The organism is Nocardiopsis sp. KDC1DS13DA1 (genome assembly GCF_055632325.1).
Genome location: NZ_JBVMUY010000015.1, coordinates 32984 through 47359 on the forward strand (window position 1 = coordinate 32984; position 14376 = coordinate 47359).

Consider the following 14376-nt stretch of genomic DNA (forward strand, 5'->3'; position numbering starts at 1 on the left):
CGGAATCAGGCCAGTCGGCCCGGCTCGGCGGGAAGCCGCAGTGTGAACACGGCTCCGCCGAGCCGGTCGCTCTCCCCGACCGTGAGCGTTCCGCCGTAGTCCTCGGCGATCTCCCGGGAGATCGGCAGCCCCAGGCCGCTCCCCCCGGGATCGCGCTCACGGGACTCCCGGAGGCGCGCGAAGCGCTCGAACACGCGCTCCCGGTCGGCTTCGGGCACACCGGCACCGTCGTCGTGGACCCGGAGCACAGCCGAGTCCCCCTCACGGTCGATGGTGACGTCGATCCGGGAGCGGGCGTGCCGCTCGGCGTTGGCGACCAGGTTGGTGAGCACGCGGGCCACGCGCAGCCGGTTGACGAGCACCCAGACGGGGCCGGCCGAGTGCACCTGGATCACGGGGCCGTTCCGTCTGGCCACGAGCTCCTCGGCCACCAGGGCTGACAGGTCCACGCGCTCTCTGTCAGCCTTCGCCCCGGTGTCCAGACGCGCGAGCTCCAGCAGGTCGGCGACGATGTTCTCCAACCGCTCGGTGTCGTCGAGCAAGGCGGTGAGCAGGAGTTCGCGGGCCCGGGGATCGGGCTCCGGGTCGGAGAGCTCGACCTCGATCCGGGTCCGCATTCCGGCGATGGGGTTGCGCAACTCGTGGGAGGCGTCGGAGACGAACCGGCGCTGTTTGGCCACGGCCTCGGAGAGTCGTTCGAGGCTGGCGTTGGCGGTGCGGGCCAGGTGGGCGATCTCGTCGTGGCTCCTCGGCACGGGGAGCCTGCGGTCCAGGTTGCTGGCCGACAGACGGTCCAGTTCGGCGCTGATCCGCTCCACGGGACGCAGTGCCCGCCCCACCCCGTACCAGGTGACCAGAGCGGTGATGCTGAGCAGCAGCCCCGACATACCCCCCATCACGACCTCGGGGGTGTTGGTCTCCAGGAGCGTGGGCCGGGGCGTCGCGGCCAGGACCCAGACGTCCCCGTAGGCCGTCCCGCCCGCCTCGTAGCCGACCACGAGCAGACAGTCGTCGGGCCCGAGTCCGGCCTCGGGCCCGCAGACGGTCGTGTCCAGGCGGGTACTGCCCGAGTCCTCGTCCTTCTGGGCGATCGGGGGTTCGCCGTGCAGCGCGGCGCTGGCAGCGAGGACCTCACCCGTGTCGGGGTCGATGATCTGGAGCCACAGGATGGGCGACTCGGCCGGTATCAGGCCCTCGTACCGGTCGGTGATGATGTCGTCGATGACCATGCGAACGGCCCGGGCCGCCTGGTCGCGGTCGCGGTCCAGGACCAGTTCGCGGACCGCGACCGCGGTCGCCAGCGACCACAGGCCGATGACCAGGACGAGCACCGCGACGGCCCACATGGTCACCCGGGCACGGATCGACCGCGGACGTACGTGACGCCACGTCGTTCTTCCTCTTCCGCCCCAACCTGACACCCGGCCATTGTTACTCAAAGCGATGCACAAGTGTCGGAAGGTGTCCGGTGTGGCGATGCGGAACGGGCCGCACGACCGTTCTCCGCACCCGTTCGACGCCCTCAGGTACGCGGACGACCCCGCCGACGGCCTGCCCCGGCCCTGCTGCGCGCCCGCAGCGTCCAGGGACCACGGCCGGGACCCGAGGCCGGTGCGGGCCACCGGCGCGACGTGACCGGCTACGCCTCGTAGGGGTCAGGCGGGTTGCCCACCGACTCCCACTCCCGCGCCTCGAACCGGTGTTCGCTGACGTCGACCAGTTCGCCCTCGGGTTCGGTCCACGTGCCGCGCACGGTCCACCAGGAGTCGGCCTCCGGTTCGGGCACACCGGTGACGAGCACCCGGTTGACGATGGCGTCGGCCGCGCAGCAGGCCATCTGGAGCCGGGCCAGGTACCATCCCTCGCCCTCGTCGTTGGGCACGGCGAAGCCGGTCAGTTCGACCTCCCGACCGGACAGCGCGCGCTCCTCGTCCACCCAGGCCCGCATGACGAACTGGCGGATGTCCATGGACACGACCTCACCGGGCTCCGCGTCGTCCAGCCCGTCGTCGAACCGACCGGAGGGCGGACCCTCCTGCGGTGCGCTGGCGGGCTCGCTCCGCTCGACGGTGTAGGACCCCAGGGCCGGAGGGGCCACGACGAAGACGGCCACGACCGGGACCAGCAGCAGCCAGGCCACGCGCGGCGCCCGCGCGTGGTCGTGGCCGGCGTGCCCGCCGCTGTCCGCCCCCCTTTCCGCGGACGCCACCGCGCACGCCGAGTGGTCCGCTCCGTCGTCTCCGGGATGGTTCCCTCGGCGGATCTCCGCCGCCACCACCGCGGCACCGAGCGCCACCGTGGTCGCCCCGGCGGCGATCAGGAAGGGGCCGAACCCCGGTTTGACCCAGTTGAGGTACATGTCCGTGGCGACCGTACTGGTCAGGGCTGCCGCTCCCAACAGCACGAGGGTCAGTCCCTGGGCGATGCGGTTCACAGGAGCAGTTCTCCGATCAGGAACGTACTGAGCAGTCCGACCACCAGGCACAGCGGGGCGAAGCGGACGGCGAACCGCCAGCCGAACACCGCCGCCTGCATCGCGATGAGCTTGAGGTCCACCATCGGACCGATCACCATGAACGCGAGCTTGGCGGTGGGCGAGAAGTCGGTGAAGCTGAGCGCGACGAAGGCGTCGGCCTCCGAGCAGATGGACAACAGGACCGCCAGGGCCGCCATGACCAGGACCGAGACCACCGGGGCCCCGGCCACCGACAGCAGCCACTCACGCGGCACGAGGATGTTGAGGCTCGCCGCCGCCAGCGCGCCGACCACGAGGTAGCCGCCCGCGTGCATCATGTCGTGCAGCATCGAGTCGCGGAAGACCACCCACCGGGCCGTCCCCTCGGCGTGGGTGGGGGTGGGCAGCCGCAGCCAGTCCGCCCGACCGAAGCGCACCCAGATCCACCCGATGGCCACCGACGCCGACAGCGACGCCGCGAACCGGGCCAGCACCATTTCCGGCTGCCCCGCGAAGGCCACCGCGGTGGCGATCATGACGACCGGGTTGATGGCCGGCGCGGCCAGCAGGAACGTGAGCGCGGCCGCCGGGGCCACCCCCCGTTTGACCAGGCTTCCGGCGATGGGTACCGAGGCGCACTCGCATCCGGGCAGGAGCGCGCCGGACAGTCCGGCGACCGGAACCGCCGCACCTGGTCTGGAGGGGATGAACCGCTGGTAGACCGAGGCGGGCACGAACGCGGTGAGCGCGGCGGACAGGGCGACGCCGAACACCAGGAAGGGCAGGGCCTGGAAGCTGATCGCCGTGAAGACGGTCGCCCAGGCCAGGAAGGCCTCGCTGGTCAGCTGGTCGGACAGCCAGGCGTGCGCCAGCGCCATCGCGGTGATGAACAGGGCGAACAGCCAGACGGTGCCGGTCCGGCGCGCTCCGGAGCGGCGCCCCCAGTCCGAGGGCGGCAGTTCGTCCCCGCGCTCGTCCCATCCCGCGGCGAGCGAGTCGCCGAGGGAGGCATGCGGGGTGGAGTCCGACGAGGGGGTCGGGGTCCGGTCGGGCACGGTGTTACTCCGAGTGGTCGGACGGGATCTTCAGGAATGGTAACCGAAAATCGTTTTCGTTCGAGCCGGGCGGTGGCGGCCTGTGGACGACGCGCGCCGCCCCGACCGGAGCCGCCCGCGTCAGCGCCCGCCGCCGGTGTCCTCCCCGTCCCCGTCGTCCTCGTGCCGGTCCCCGGTTCGCACCACCGGGTCCCCCAGCCTGACACCGTGTTCCCGGACCACGTCCTCGGGCAGTGCGCCGGAGGGGTCACCCCAGCACTCCACGTTCCTCAGGTCGGGCATCTTGGCCAGGGTGAACTGCGGGTCCAGACCGTTGCGGTACTGGCGGCCGTAGTCCGCCAGCAGACGGAAGGCGATCCCGGACAGCGGGACCAGCGCGACGAGGTTGACCACCGCCATCACGCCCATGAAGGCGTCCGCGAGGCTCCACACCAGGGTCAGCGGGGCCACGCTCCCGGCGAACACGGACACCAGCACGAGCACACGGAAATAGGTCAGGTGGCGCGCGTTGGCGTCCAGGAACCTCATGTTCGTCTGACCGTAGTAGTAGTTGCCCAGGACGGAGGAGAAGGCGAGCAGGAACAGGATGACGGTGAGCGCGTGCACCGCCCATCCCCCCAGGCTGGCCTCCAACGCCGTCTGTGTGACCTGGGCTCCCCCCGCGCCCCCGTACCCCGGGTCCGACACCAGGACGATGAACGCGGTCACCGTGCAGATGAGGAGGGTGTCGAAGTAGACGCCCAGGCACTGCACCAGCCCCTGCTTGACCGGGTGCGACACCGACGCGGTGGCGCCCGCGTTGGGGGCCGAGCCCAGGCCGGCCTCGTTGGAGAACATGCCCCGTCGCATGCCCTGGACGATGGCCGCGCCCGCCCCGCCCGCGACGAACTCCCGGAGGCCGAACGCCGAGGCGAGGATGTCGCCGACGACCCGCGGCAGCTCGCCGATGTTGAGCGCGACGACGACCAGTCCGAGCAGGACGTACAGCAGCGCCATTCCGGGGACCAGCGCCTCGGTCACGTGGGCGATGCGCCGGACGCCGCCGAAGATGATGAGGGCCACGAGCCCGACCAGGACGAGCCCGACCACGACGTCCAGCCCCCATCCGTCGGACCCCCCGAGCTCCACGACCGTGGTGGCGACCGCTCCGGAGATGCTGTTGGCCTGTACCGAGTTGAACACCAGCGGGAAGGTGACGATGAGGACGACGGCGAAGAGCACGCCCATCCACCGCTGGCCGAGACCGTGGAGCATGTAGTACGCGGGGCCGCCGCGGAACCCGGTCTCGGTCCGCACCTTGTACAGCTGGGCCAGGGTGGACTCCACGAAGGCGGCCGAACCCACCACGGTCGCCATCAGCCACATCCAGAAGACCGCGCCGGGGCCGCCGAGGACGATCGCGGTGGCCACACCGACGATGTTGCCCGTGCCCACACGGGACGCCGCCGAGATCGCGAAGGCCTGGAAGGAGGAGATCTCCTTCTTTCCGTCGGGGGCGATGCCCGGACTGCTGCGGATGACCCGGAACATCTCCGGGAGCAGCCGGAGCTGGACGATGCCCGAGCGCAGTGTGAAGTAGACCGCCAGGATGATCAGGAGCGGGATGACGATCCAGCTCCAGAACACGTCGTTGGCTGCGACGATGGCGTCGTTCAGGACGTTCACCCGTTCCCCTCCCGGCGGCGCGGTCACCCCGGACCGGGACCGGGGCCGTCCCGCCACTGTCCGTGAGGGCGGACGCCCCGTGCGAGCGGGACACGCGAAATCGGGGTAAAGGACCGCCGCGGTCCCGTTCACCCGACCTATGCCGATGTCCCACATGACGGCGCGCCCACCTGTGGGGAGAGGGGATATGGCCCAGGTCACGTGCGGTCCCTACCGTTCGTCACATGGAACCGAACACCGCCTCCCCCGCGGCCCCGGACCAGCCCAGGACATCCATCCTGCGCGTGGTGACGGCCAGCCTCATCGGTACGACGATCGAGTGGTACGACTTCTTCCTCTACGGCGCCGCCGCCGCGCTCGTCTTCAACCAGGTCTTCTTCCCCGAGTCCGACCCGCTGGTCGGCACCATGTTGGCGTTCACCACCTATGCGGTGGGGTTCGTGGCCCGGCCTCTGGGCGGCCTGGTCTTCGGGCACTTCGGCGACCGGATCGGCCGCAAACGGCTCCTGGTGATCAGTCTGCTGATGATGGGCGGCTCGACGTTCGCCATCGGCCTGCTGCCGACGTACGCGGCGCTGGGTGTGGGCGCGCCCCTGCTCCTGACGCTCCTGCGCGTGGTCCAGGGCTTCTCCCTGGGCGGTGAGTGGGGCGGCGCCGTCCTGCTCGTCTCCGAGCACGGCAGCCCCGAGCACCGCGGCTTCTGGGCCTCCTGGCCGCAGGCGGGCGCACCGGGCGGCAACCTGCTCGCCACCGCCGTGCTGGCGATCCTGTCCGTGACGATGTCCGACGCCGCCTTCCTCGACTGGGGCTGGCGGGTGCCGTTCCTGCTGTCCGGGGTGCTGGTGCTCGTGGGGCTGTGGATCCGTCTCGCGGTCAGCGAGTCCCCGGTGTTCCGCGAAGCCCGTGAGCGCGCCGAGGCCGCCCCGACACGGGAGCGCGCACCGATCGTCGGCGTCCTGCGCGACCACTGGCGCGAGGCCCTGGTCGCCATGGGCGTGCGGATGGCGGAGAACGTGTCGTACTACATCGTCACCGCGTTCATCCTCGTCTACGCCACCCAGGAGGCGCAGCTGTCCAACGGGGAGGTGCTCAACGCGGTCCTGGTCGCCTCCGCGGTCCACCTGGTGACCATCCCCGCCTGGGGCGCGCTGTCCGACCGGATCGGCCGCCGTCCGGTCGTCATGGTCGGCGCGCTCGGGGTCGGCCTGTGGGGCTTCGCCTTCTTCCCGCTCATCGACATGGGAACCTTCTGGTCGGCGACCCTGGCCGCCACGGTGGGCCTGGTCTTCCACGGCGCCATGTACGGACCGCAGGCGGCCTTCTTCTCCGAGCTGTTCAGCACGCGGGTGCGCTACTCGGGCGCCTCCATCGGCTACCAGCTCGCGTCGATCGTCGCCGGCGGCCTGGCTCCGCTGATCGCGACCGCCCTGCTCGCCACCTTCGGCAGCTCGCTGCCCGTGGCGCTGTACCTCACGGCCATGTGCGCCGTGACGCTGGCGGCGGTGGCGGTCGCCCGCGAGACGCGCGGCCGCGACCTGGGCGAGTCGGCGCCCTCGCGGACCGTCCGCTGAGCCCGAACGCGAAGGGGCTCGGGCCCGGCCGAGGCCGGACCCGAGCCCGATGTGCCCGCGGGCACCCGCGTCATGGGGGCCCGTCAGCGCGGTTCAGTACCGCGAGGCCGAGTCGTAGCGGTCGTCGCGGCGGTTGCTCCTGCCCCGGTAGCCGCCGCGGCGCTCGCCGTCGCGGAAACCGCCGCCCTCACCGCGGCGCTCGCCGCGCGGACGGTCACCGCGGTAGCCGCCGCCACGGCGCTCACCGGAGTCACCGAAGCGGTCGCTGCGGGGACGGTCGCCCCGGTAGCCGCCGCCCTCGCCGCGCTCGGAACGGCGCTCGCCGTCCCGGTAGCCGCCGCGGCGCTCGCCGTCGCGGAAACCGCCGCCCTCACCCCGGTAACCGCCGCCACGGCGCGGACCGCCACCGCGGTAACCGCCGCCACGGGGTCCGCCCCGGCGCGGGCCGCCGCGGCCGCGGCGCGGACGCTCGGGCTCCGGCGGCTCGATCCACGGCTCCCAGCTGGGCTCCTTGGCCCCGGTCACCTCGGAGAGCAGTTCGTCGCCGGGGTTGACCAGGTGCTGCTTGGCGTCCACCCCGGCGTCGTTGAGCAGGCGACGGGCCATCCGGCGCTGGTTGGGCGCCACCAGGGACACCACGGCGCCCGAGGAGCCCGCGCGGGCGGTACGGCCGCCGCGGTGCAGGTAGTCCTTGTGCCCGGTGGGCAGGTCGATGTTGACGACCAGGTCGATGCCGTCGACGTGGATACCGCGCGCGGCGACGTCGGTGGCGACCAGGGCCTGGATGCGCCCCTCGCGGAACTTGGCGAGAGTGCGGGTGCGCACGCTCTGCGTCTTGCCGCCGTGCAGGGACGCGCAGGGCACACCGGCCTGGACCAGCTGCTCGCTGATCGTGTCGGCACGGTACTTGCTGCGCACGAACAGGATGGTGCGGCCCTCGCGGGCGGCGATCTGGGCGACGATCTTGTTCTTGTCGCGCGGCAGCACCTTGAGCAGGTGGTGCTCCATGGTGGTGACCTGGGAGACCGGCGGGTCCACCGAGTGGGTGCGCGGGTTGTCCATGTACTTGCGCACCAGCTTGTCGACGTCGCCGTCGAGCGTGGCGGAGAACAGCAGGGTCTGGCCGTCCGGGTGCACCTGGTCGAGCAGTTCGCTGACCTGCGGCATGAAGCCCATGTCGCACATCTGGTCGGCCTCGTCCAGCACCGAGATCTCCACGTCGCCCAGGTCGCACGCGCCCTGCTCGATGAGGTCGGTGAGGCGGCCCGGGGTGGCGACGAGGACGTCGACGCCGCGGCGGAGTTCGTTGATCTGGCGGGTGTAGGAGCTGCCGCCCACGACGTCGCCGACGCGCACGCCCAGAATGCGGGCGTAACCGCGCAGGGCGTCACGCACCTGGTGGGCCAGTTCGCGGGTGGGCACCAGGATCAGGGCCCGGGGGCGGGTGGAGGCGGCGCGGCGCTCGGAGCAGCGCGTCAGGACCGGCAGGCCGAAGGCCAGGGTCTTGCCCGATCCGGTGCGGCCGCAGCCGAGGACGTCGCGTCCGTCGATGGCGTCGGGAATGGTGGCGGCCTGGATCGGGAACGGGGTGGTCACACCGTTCTTCGCCAGCTCGTCGACGATGTCCTGGGGAAGCCCGAGGGCGTCGAAGGCAGGCTCTACGGCAGTGTCCGTCAAGTGACGTAACCTTCCTCATCGTTTGGCTGCGTTTCGAGGAAGGCTCCACACGGCCCGGGAGACCCAGCGAAGAAATCACACAAACGCGCCTGATCACACGCGGAAGCGGGCCCCGCTGCACAGGGGGCTCATGGACTCTTCGGGTCGAAGTGGCGACGACGCCGTCGACACGCTGTCCGCGTCTTGTGCGGCCCGGCGCGCTCGGATGCGCGCGGCAATGGAATGACCGCCTGGAGCAGCGTACTAGAGATCCTCCGGGATCGGGGACGGGATGGGTGGTTTTCCCCGGTGATCCAGGTCTCCCACCCCGCCCCCGACAGGCGGTCCCGTTACCCGGCGGCCGTCGCCTCGGCGAGTGCGGTGAGCCGGCCGATCTGGGCCCGGCGCTCCGCGGCGGCCTGCTGTTCGAGTGTGTTGCCCGCCGCCTGCTGGAGCAGCGCCTTGGTGGCGGTGGCGGCGTCGGGGTCGGTGGCGAGCAGCCCCTCGACGAGGTCGTCGACGGCCCCGTGCAGTTCGTCGACCCCCACCACCAGCTCGGCCAGGCCCAGTTCGCGGGCCTCGTGCGCGCCCACGCGACGCGCGGTCAGACAGATCTCGGTCGCGCGGTGCACACCCACGATGTCCACGAGCGGCTTGGTCCCGGTCAGGTCCGGAACCAGGCCGAGCGCGGGCTCCTTCATGCACAGGAAGGCGTCCTCGGCCAGGACGCGGATGTCACAGGAGAGGGCCAACTGGAAACCGGCGCCGATCGCGTGGCCGCGCACGGCCGCGACGGTCACGAGGTCGGGGCGGCGCAGCCAGAGGAAACCCTCCTGGAGACCGGCGATGTACTCCTCCAGCTCCGCCTCGTTTGCCGAACCGTCGGCCAGCCCCGCGACGATGGACCGCTCTCCGTCGACGCCCTCGGGGGTGAACATGTTCAGGTCGATGCCCGCGGAGAAGATGTCACCGTCTCCGGCGATGACGACGATTCGGACATCGTCCGGCAGCGTCTGGCCGATATGGGCCAGGGTGGTCCACGTACGGCCGGTCATCGCGTTGCGGCGCTCCGGGCGGCTGATGGTGATCCGGGCGACCGGGCCGTCCACCGCCAGCTTCAGACCCGCCCGGGACAGCTCCTCCTCGGTGGGGGCGCTCGCGTGGGCGTTCGGGACCTGTGCCATGGGTTCCTCCGTCGTGTCGGGTTCCACCCCGACATTACTGGCTGGTAACCAATCCGGGGCGGAAGGGCCCGGCAAGCGCCCGCTACGCGTTCGGCCCCGGCCTGCGGGTCGCTCCGCCGCGCCCGCGCAGTTCGACGCCCGCCTCGCCGAGCAGTCTGTGGACGAACCCGTAGGACCGGCCGGTGGCGGCCGCCAGCATGCGGATGCTCTCACCCGCGTCGTAGCGGTGCTTGAGTCGGGCGGCCAGGGCCGAGCGGTCCTCCCCGGACACGCGGGTGCCCTTGCCCAGCGGGTCGTTCACTGATCACTCCTCGGGGTCGTGGTGAGCCGGATCGTGCTCTTGGACATGATCCGGCACCGGGACTGGGTACCGCCACCCCACCGTGCGTGGCGCCCCGGATACTCTCCTCGGACGGGGTTTCGGAACGCCGCCGCGGATGACCGAAACGGGCGGCGGTGAACCTCGCGGACGCTCACGCGTCCCCTGGCCCCCCGCCGCCCGCGACCACCACCGCGTATGCGTCAGGCCAGGGCGATGAGGTCCTCGAACTCGGTGTTCCACACGTCCTCGACACCGTCGGGCAGCAGGATCACCCGCTCGGGCTGGAGCGCCTCGACCGCGCCCTCGTCGTGGGTGACCAGCACGATCGCGCCCTTGTAGTTGCGCAGTGCCGCCAGGATCTCCTCGCGGCTGGCCGGGTCGAGGTTGTTGGTCGGCTCGTCCAGGAGGAGCACGTTGGCGCTGGAGACCACCAGCGTGGCCAGGGCCAGACGGGTCTTCTCCCCTCCGGAGAGCACCCCGGCGGGCTTGTCCACGTCGTCACCGGTGAACAGGAAGGAACCCAACGTCTTGCGCGCCTCGACCTCGGGCAGGTCGGGTGCGGCGCTCATCATGTTCTCCAGGACGCTCCGCTCCACGTCCAGGGTCTCGTGCTCCTGTGCGTAGTAGCCGAGCTTGAGCCCGTGCCCGGGCACGATCCGGCCGGTGTCGGGCTCCTCGACCTGGCCGAGCAGTCTCAGGAGCGTGGTCTTGCCCGCGCCGTTGAGCCCGAGGATCACGACGCGGCTGCCCCGATCGATGGCCAGGTCGACACCGGAGAAGATCTCCAGGGATCCGTAGGACTTGGACAGCCCCTCCGCCATGAGCGGCGTCCGTCCGCTGGGCGCGGGGTCGGGGAAGCGCAGTTTGGCCACCCGGTCGGACTTGCGCACCCCCTGCACGCCGCCCATGATCCGGTCGGCCCGGTTGAGCATCTGCTGGGCGGCCCGCGCCTTGGATGCCTTGGCCCGGAACCTGTCCGCCTGCTTGCGCAGGGTGTCGGCCTGTTTCTCCGCGTTGGCCAGTTCACGGCGGCGGCGGCGCTCATCGGCCTCGCGCTGGGTCAGGTACTGCTTCCAACCCATGTTGTAGATGTCGATGACACTGCGGTTGGCGTCCAGGTAGAACACCTTGTTCACCACGTGTTCGACCAGTTCCACGTCGTGGCTGATGACGATGAGTCCGCCCTGGTGGCTCCTGAGGAAGTCACGCAGCCAGACGATGGAGTCGCCGTCCAGGTGGTTGGTGGGCTCGTCGAGGAGAAGGGTGTCGGCACCGCTGAAGAGGATGCGCGCCAGCTCGATCCGGCGCCGCTGACCGCCGGAGAGCGTGTGCAGCGGCTGGGAGAGCACGGTGTCGGGCAGTCCCAGGCTGGAGGCGATCGCGGCGGCCTCGGACTCGGCCGCGTATCCGCCCAGCACGTGCAGCCTCTCCTCCCAACGCGCGTAGGCGCGCACACCCTTGTTCCGCGTCTTGGTGTCGGTGCTGGCCATCTTCTTCTCGGCCTGGCGCAGCCCCTCGAGGGCCTCGTCGATACCGCGGGCGGAGAGGATCCGGTCCTTGGCGATCACGTCCAGGTCGCCGGTGCGCGGGTCCTGGGGGAGGTAGCCGATACTGCCGGAGGAGGTGACCGTGCCGTCGGTGGGCAGGCCCTCGCCCGCGAGCACCTTCGTCATGGTCGTCTTACCCGCGCCGTTGCGACCGACCAGCCCGATCCGGTCTCCCGCCGCGACACGGAACGTGCTCGGCTCCAGCAGGACCCGGGGTCCGACGCGCAGTTCGAGGTCGGTGGCGATCAGCATGACAGGGGCTTCCTAGCGGTGGTGGGACTGGGTGGTGGGAGGCCGGAACACGGGCGCGGCCCGGCGGCGGAGAAGGGGCGGCGGTCGGCCCCGGCCTGCCGGTGCGGCGGGCCGGCACGGCGGACCGACCCAGCCTAACGCCCCCCGCGCGAGGTGGCACAGGGTTTACCGCCGGGTCAGGGCGAAAGGCGGCTCCGCACCCACAACGGGCGCGGAGCCGCGCGCATTCCCCGGTGCGGTCCGCCTGCGGCCGGAACCGGACGGGTCAGGCCCGTGGCTCCGGGGCGTCAGCCTCGCCCTCTTCCCGGGGCGGACCCGTGGACCCCGCGTCCGCGGTCTCCTCGGGCGTGTGGGTCTGGTGGACCGGAGGACGGTTGCGCAGCAGGGCCGCGAGCACGGCGGCGATGGGCGTCGCCAGGAACAGGCCGGGGATACCGCCGAGGATGCCACCAACGGTCAGGGCGATGAGCACCACGGCCGAGGGCAGTTCGAGCGCCTGACCGTAGATGCGCGGGGCGAAGACGTTGCTCTCCAGCTGCTGCACGAGGATCACCGCCGCGAGCACGACCAGGGCCACGACCCAGTTCTCGGTCACCAGGGCGACGAGCACGGCGAGCAGACCGGAGAGAAAGGCCCCGATGATCGGCAGGAAGGCGCCGATGAAGGTGAGCACGATCAGCGGGATCGCCAGGGTGGTGTCGATGAGGAAGATGAGGACGATGCCGATGCCGACCGCGTCGAACAGACCGACCATCGCCACACCGCGCACGTAGCGGCCCATCACCCCGTAGGCGACTCTCCCGCTGTACCGCAGGCCCGGGCGGGACTTGGGCGGCAGGAGGGTGACGATCCACTCCACCAGCTGGTCGCCGGAGTGCACGAAGTACACCGTCAGCGCGAGCATCAGCACCAGGCCCACCAGCAGCTGGATCACGGCCGTGGTCGCGGTCCAGGCTCCGGTGAGGATCTGGTCCTGGTTCTCCGTGATCGTGGCCTCGATCTGCTCCCAGGCGTTGTCGATGAGGTTGCTGAACAGCGCGGGGTCGAGGCCGAAGGGCACCTCCACCTGCTGGAGCTGGGTGACCGCGCTGTTGACGCTGTCCACAAGGGCGTCGAAACCGCTGACGGCGGGGGTCACGATCAGGGAGATGACCCCGCTGAAGACGGCGAGTCCGAAGATCATGCTGACCGCGGTGGACGTGCCCCGGCCGAACCCGGAGCGCTTGATCGGGTTGGGCCTGCGCAGCCAGTTGGCCATGGGCATGAGCAGGGCGGTCAGGAACACGGCGAGGATCAGGGGCAGGGTGACGACGCTGAGGTAGACGAGCGCGTAGACGAGCAGTCCCGCCACGACCCCGATGATGAGCACCCGCCAGGCCACGTCGCTGATCATGCGGAGGAGGTCGCCCGCCCCGACGTCGTCCTGTTCGGCCAGTTCCGCTTCGGGGCCCTCGGGCTCGGGCACCGCCACGGCCCGTTCCTGGGCCTGCGCGCGGCGCTCGGCACGGGCTCTGCGGGCGGAGATCCACCTGTTCAGGAGCGCCCACACTCCCGACCGCTGGGCTTGCACATGGACTCCATTCTCTGGGGGTTGCGGGGCGGGTGTCCGAGATCAGACGGGTCCGCGGGGGAAGCCTCACCGGTGACCCGGGCGGGCGCACCGGTTCTCCCGAGCCACATGGATGCCCAACGTGATCAGAACTGCCAGGGTTCCCGGGGGCTGCCGCTACGGACGATCTCGTTGCCGAAGGGCGCGAGGGCCACGGGGATCATCTTCAGTGACGCCCACGCCATGGGTAGTCCGATGATAGTGACGGCCAGACCGACAGCGGTGACGACGTGGCCGATGGTCAGCCACCAACCGGCGACGATGAGCCAGATGACGTTGAGGACCGTGCTTCCCCCGCCCGCCCCCGGCCTGCGGACCAGATCCCGGCCGAAGGGCCACAGGGCGTAGCTCGCCATGCGGAAGGAGGCGACACCGAAGGGGATCGTCACGATGAGGACGCAGCAGATGACGCCCGCGACGACGTAGCCGACCGCGAGCCAGAACCCGGCGACGAACAGCCAGATGACGTTGAGGATGAGCCGCAGAAGGGCCACGGTGCCTTGCTCCTTGTGTGTCACGACGGATGGGCGACCGGCGCGAAGGGGTCGCACCCGAACTTCTACACGCTGGGACGCACCGACGCCACGACCCGTTCGGCGCCGTTTCCCCCACTCCTCCCCTAGGGGACGACTCTCCGCCCGCCCGAGGCGCGTCGCCCTGGGTGAGGACATACGGTCAAGCCCTATCTCGGCCCAGAGTGCTGTCCACAATGTGATCGGCGCATCAGAGGGACCCCCTAGGCAGGCGGGACATCGCGCCATACGATGTGCTGTGTCCTTCGCGAGACAGCAGATCTTGCGATTTGCGACAAACTCGGACAATCCGTCAGATGCCACCTAGAGGGCATCAGGTTTCGGTAACGGTTCTGCGAGTAATTTCCCTACCCCCCGTGCATGATCGGGAGTGGGGATGGCATGATTACGTACCGGCTCGGACGGAGGCCGTCACCGCCTCCGCAGCCGTTCGTGTGAGAGCACTCCGCCGCAGGCGGTCCAGGACCGCCAGGGCCGTGCTTCTCGTGGTCTCAGCCACACCGGGGAACACCGCCAGTACCGTCCGG

12 protein-coding genes are annotated in these 14376 nt (G+C 70.8%); 2 read left to right on the top strand and 10 right to left on the bottom strand.

Going from position 1 to position 14376, the window contains the following annotated elements; genetic code table 11:
- Window positions 1-5: 5 nt before the first annotated feature.
- A complete protein-coding gene (locus ACTVAJ_RS10535) occupies window positions 6-1346 on the bottom strand; it encodes a sensor histidine kinase (RefSeq protein WP_470388045.1) in 1341 nt (446 codons plus the stop codon).
- Window positions 1347-1470: 124 nt separating this feature from the next.
- Between ACTVAJ_RS10535 and ACTVAJ_RS10540 the strand changes: the two genes are divergently transcribed.
- Window positions 1471-1635, top strand: a complete 165-nt coding sequence (locus ACTVAJ_RS10540; RefSeq protein WP_470387921.1) for a hypothetical protein — start codon at window positions 1471-1473, stop codon at window positions 1633-1635.
- A gap of 4 nt (window positions 1636-1639) precedes the next feature.
- On the opposite strand, the gene ACTVAJ_RS10545 is transcribed toward ACTVAJ_RS10540, so the two are convergent.
- From ACTVAJ_RS10545 to ACTVAJ_RS10555, 3 genes are all read right to left on the bottom strand, one after another.
- Complete coding sequence (locus ACTVAJ_RS10545; protein WP_470387922.1) at window positions 1640-2434, bottom strand: TIGR03943 family putative permease subunit; 795 nt, start codon at window positions 2432-2434, stop codon at window positions 1640-1642.
- On the bottom strand, window positions 2431-3510 hold the full coding sequence (locus ACTVAJ_RS10550; protein WP_470387923.1) for a permease: 1080 nt from the start codon (window positions 3508-3510) through the stop codon (window positions 2431-2433). Before ACTVAJ_RS10550 ends, ACTVAJ_RS10545 begins: the two co-directional genes overlap by 4 nt.
- Window positions 3511-3630: 120 nt before the next feature.
- Window positions 3631-5175 carry an alanine/glycine:cation symporter family protein gene (locus ACTVAJ_RS10555; RefSeq protein WP_470387924.1) on the bottom strand — a complete coding sequence of 515 codons (1545 nt, stop codon included), beginning with the start codon at window positions 5173-5175 and terminating at the stop codon, window positions 3631-3633.
- 224 nt (window positions 5176-5399) lie between these two features.
- Here ACTVAJ_RS10555 and ACTVAJ_RS10560 point away from each other — a divergent pair, with 224 nt between their 5' ends.
- Window positions 5400-6746, top strand: coding sequence for an MFS transporter (locus ACTVAJ_RS10560; protein ID WP_470387925.1), 1347 nt, complete (start codon window positions 5400-5402; stop codon window positions 6744-6746).
- 93 nt (window positions 6747-6839) lie between these two features.
- Here ACTVAJ_RS10560 and ACTVAJ_RS10565 read toward each other — a convergent pair whose 3' ends face one another.
- From ACTVAJ_RS10565 to ACTVAJ_RS10590, 6 genes are all read right to left on the bottom strand, one after another.
- On the bottom strand, window positions 6840-8423 hold the full coding sequence (locus ACTVAJ_RS10565; RefSeq protein WP_470387926.1) for a DEAD/DEAH box helicase: 1584 nt from the start codon (window positions 8421-8423) through the stop codon (window positions 6840-6842).
- Window positions 8424-8752: 329 nt separating this feature from the next.
- Entirely contained in the window at window positions 8753-9586 is an 834-nt protein-coding gene (locus ACTVAJ_RS10570; protein ID WP_470387927.1) for an enoyl-CoA hydratase/isomerase family protein, read from the bottom strand.
- 82 nt (window positions 9587-9668) lie between these two features.
- Entirely contained in the window at window positions 9669-9887 is a 219-nt protein-coding gene (locus ACTVAJ_RS10575) for a helix-turn-helix domain-containing protein (protein WP_470387928.1), read from the bottom strand.
- Between the two features lie 221 nt (window positions 9888-10108).
- On the bottom strand, window positions 10109-11707 hold the full coding sequence (locus tag ACTVAJ_RS10580) for an ABC-F family ATP-binding cassette domain-containing protein (RefSeq protein ID WP_470387929.1): 1599 nt from the start codon (window positions 11705-11707) through the stop codon (window positions 10109-10111).
- Window positions 11708-11972: 265 nt separating this feature from the next.
- Window positions 11973-13277: an AI-2E family transporter gene (locus tag ACTVAJ_RS10585; protein ID WP_470387930.1), complete on the bottom strand. Its 1305-nt coding sequence runs from the start codon at window positions 13275-13277 to the stop codon at window positions 11973-11975.
- Window positions 13278-13402: 125 nt separating this feature from the next.
- On the bottom strand, window positions 13403-13810 hold the full coding sequence (locus ACTVAJ_RS10590; RefSeq protein WP_470387931.1) for a YccF domain-containing protein: 408 nt from the start codon (window positions 13808-13810) through the stop codon (window positions 13403-13405).
- Between the last annotated feature and the right edge of the window lie 566 nt (window positions 13811-14376).

Coding starts and splice junctions, on each gene's coding strand:
- ACTVAJ_RS10535 (WP_470388045.1), bottom strand. CDS start 1,346: ATGTGGGCCGTCGCGGTGCTCGTCCTGGTCATCGGCCTGTGGTCGCTG.
- ACTVAJ_RS10580 (WP_470387929.1), bottom strand. CDS start 11,707: ATGCTGATCGCCACCGACCTCGAACTGCGCGTCGGACCCCGGGTCCTG.
- ACTVAJ_RS10560 (WP_470387925.1), top strand. CDS start 5,400: ATGGAACCGAACACCGCCTCCCCCGCGGCCCCGGACCAGCCCAGGACA.
- ACTVAJ_RS10570 (WP_470387927.1), bottom strand. CDS start 9,586: ATGGCACAGGTCCCGAACGCCCACGCGAGCGCCCCCACCGAGGAGGAG.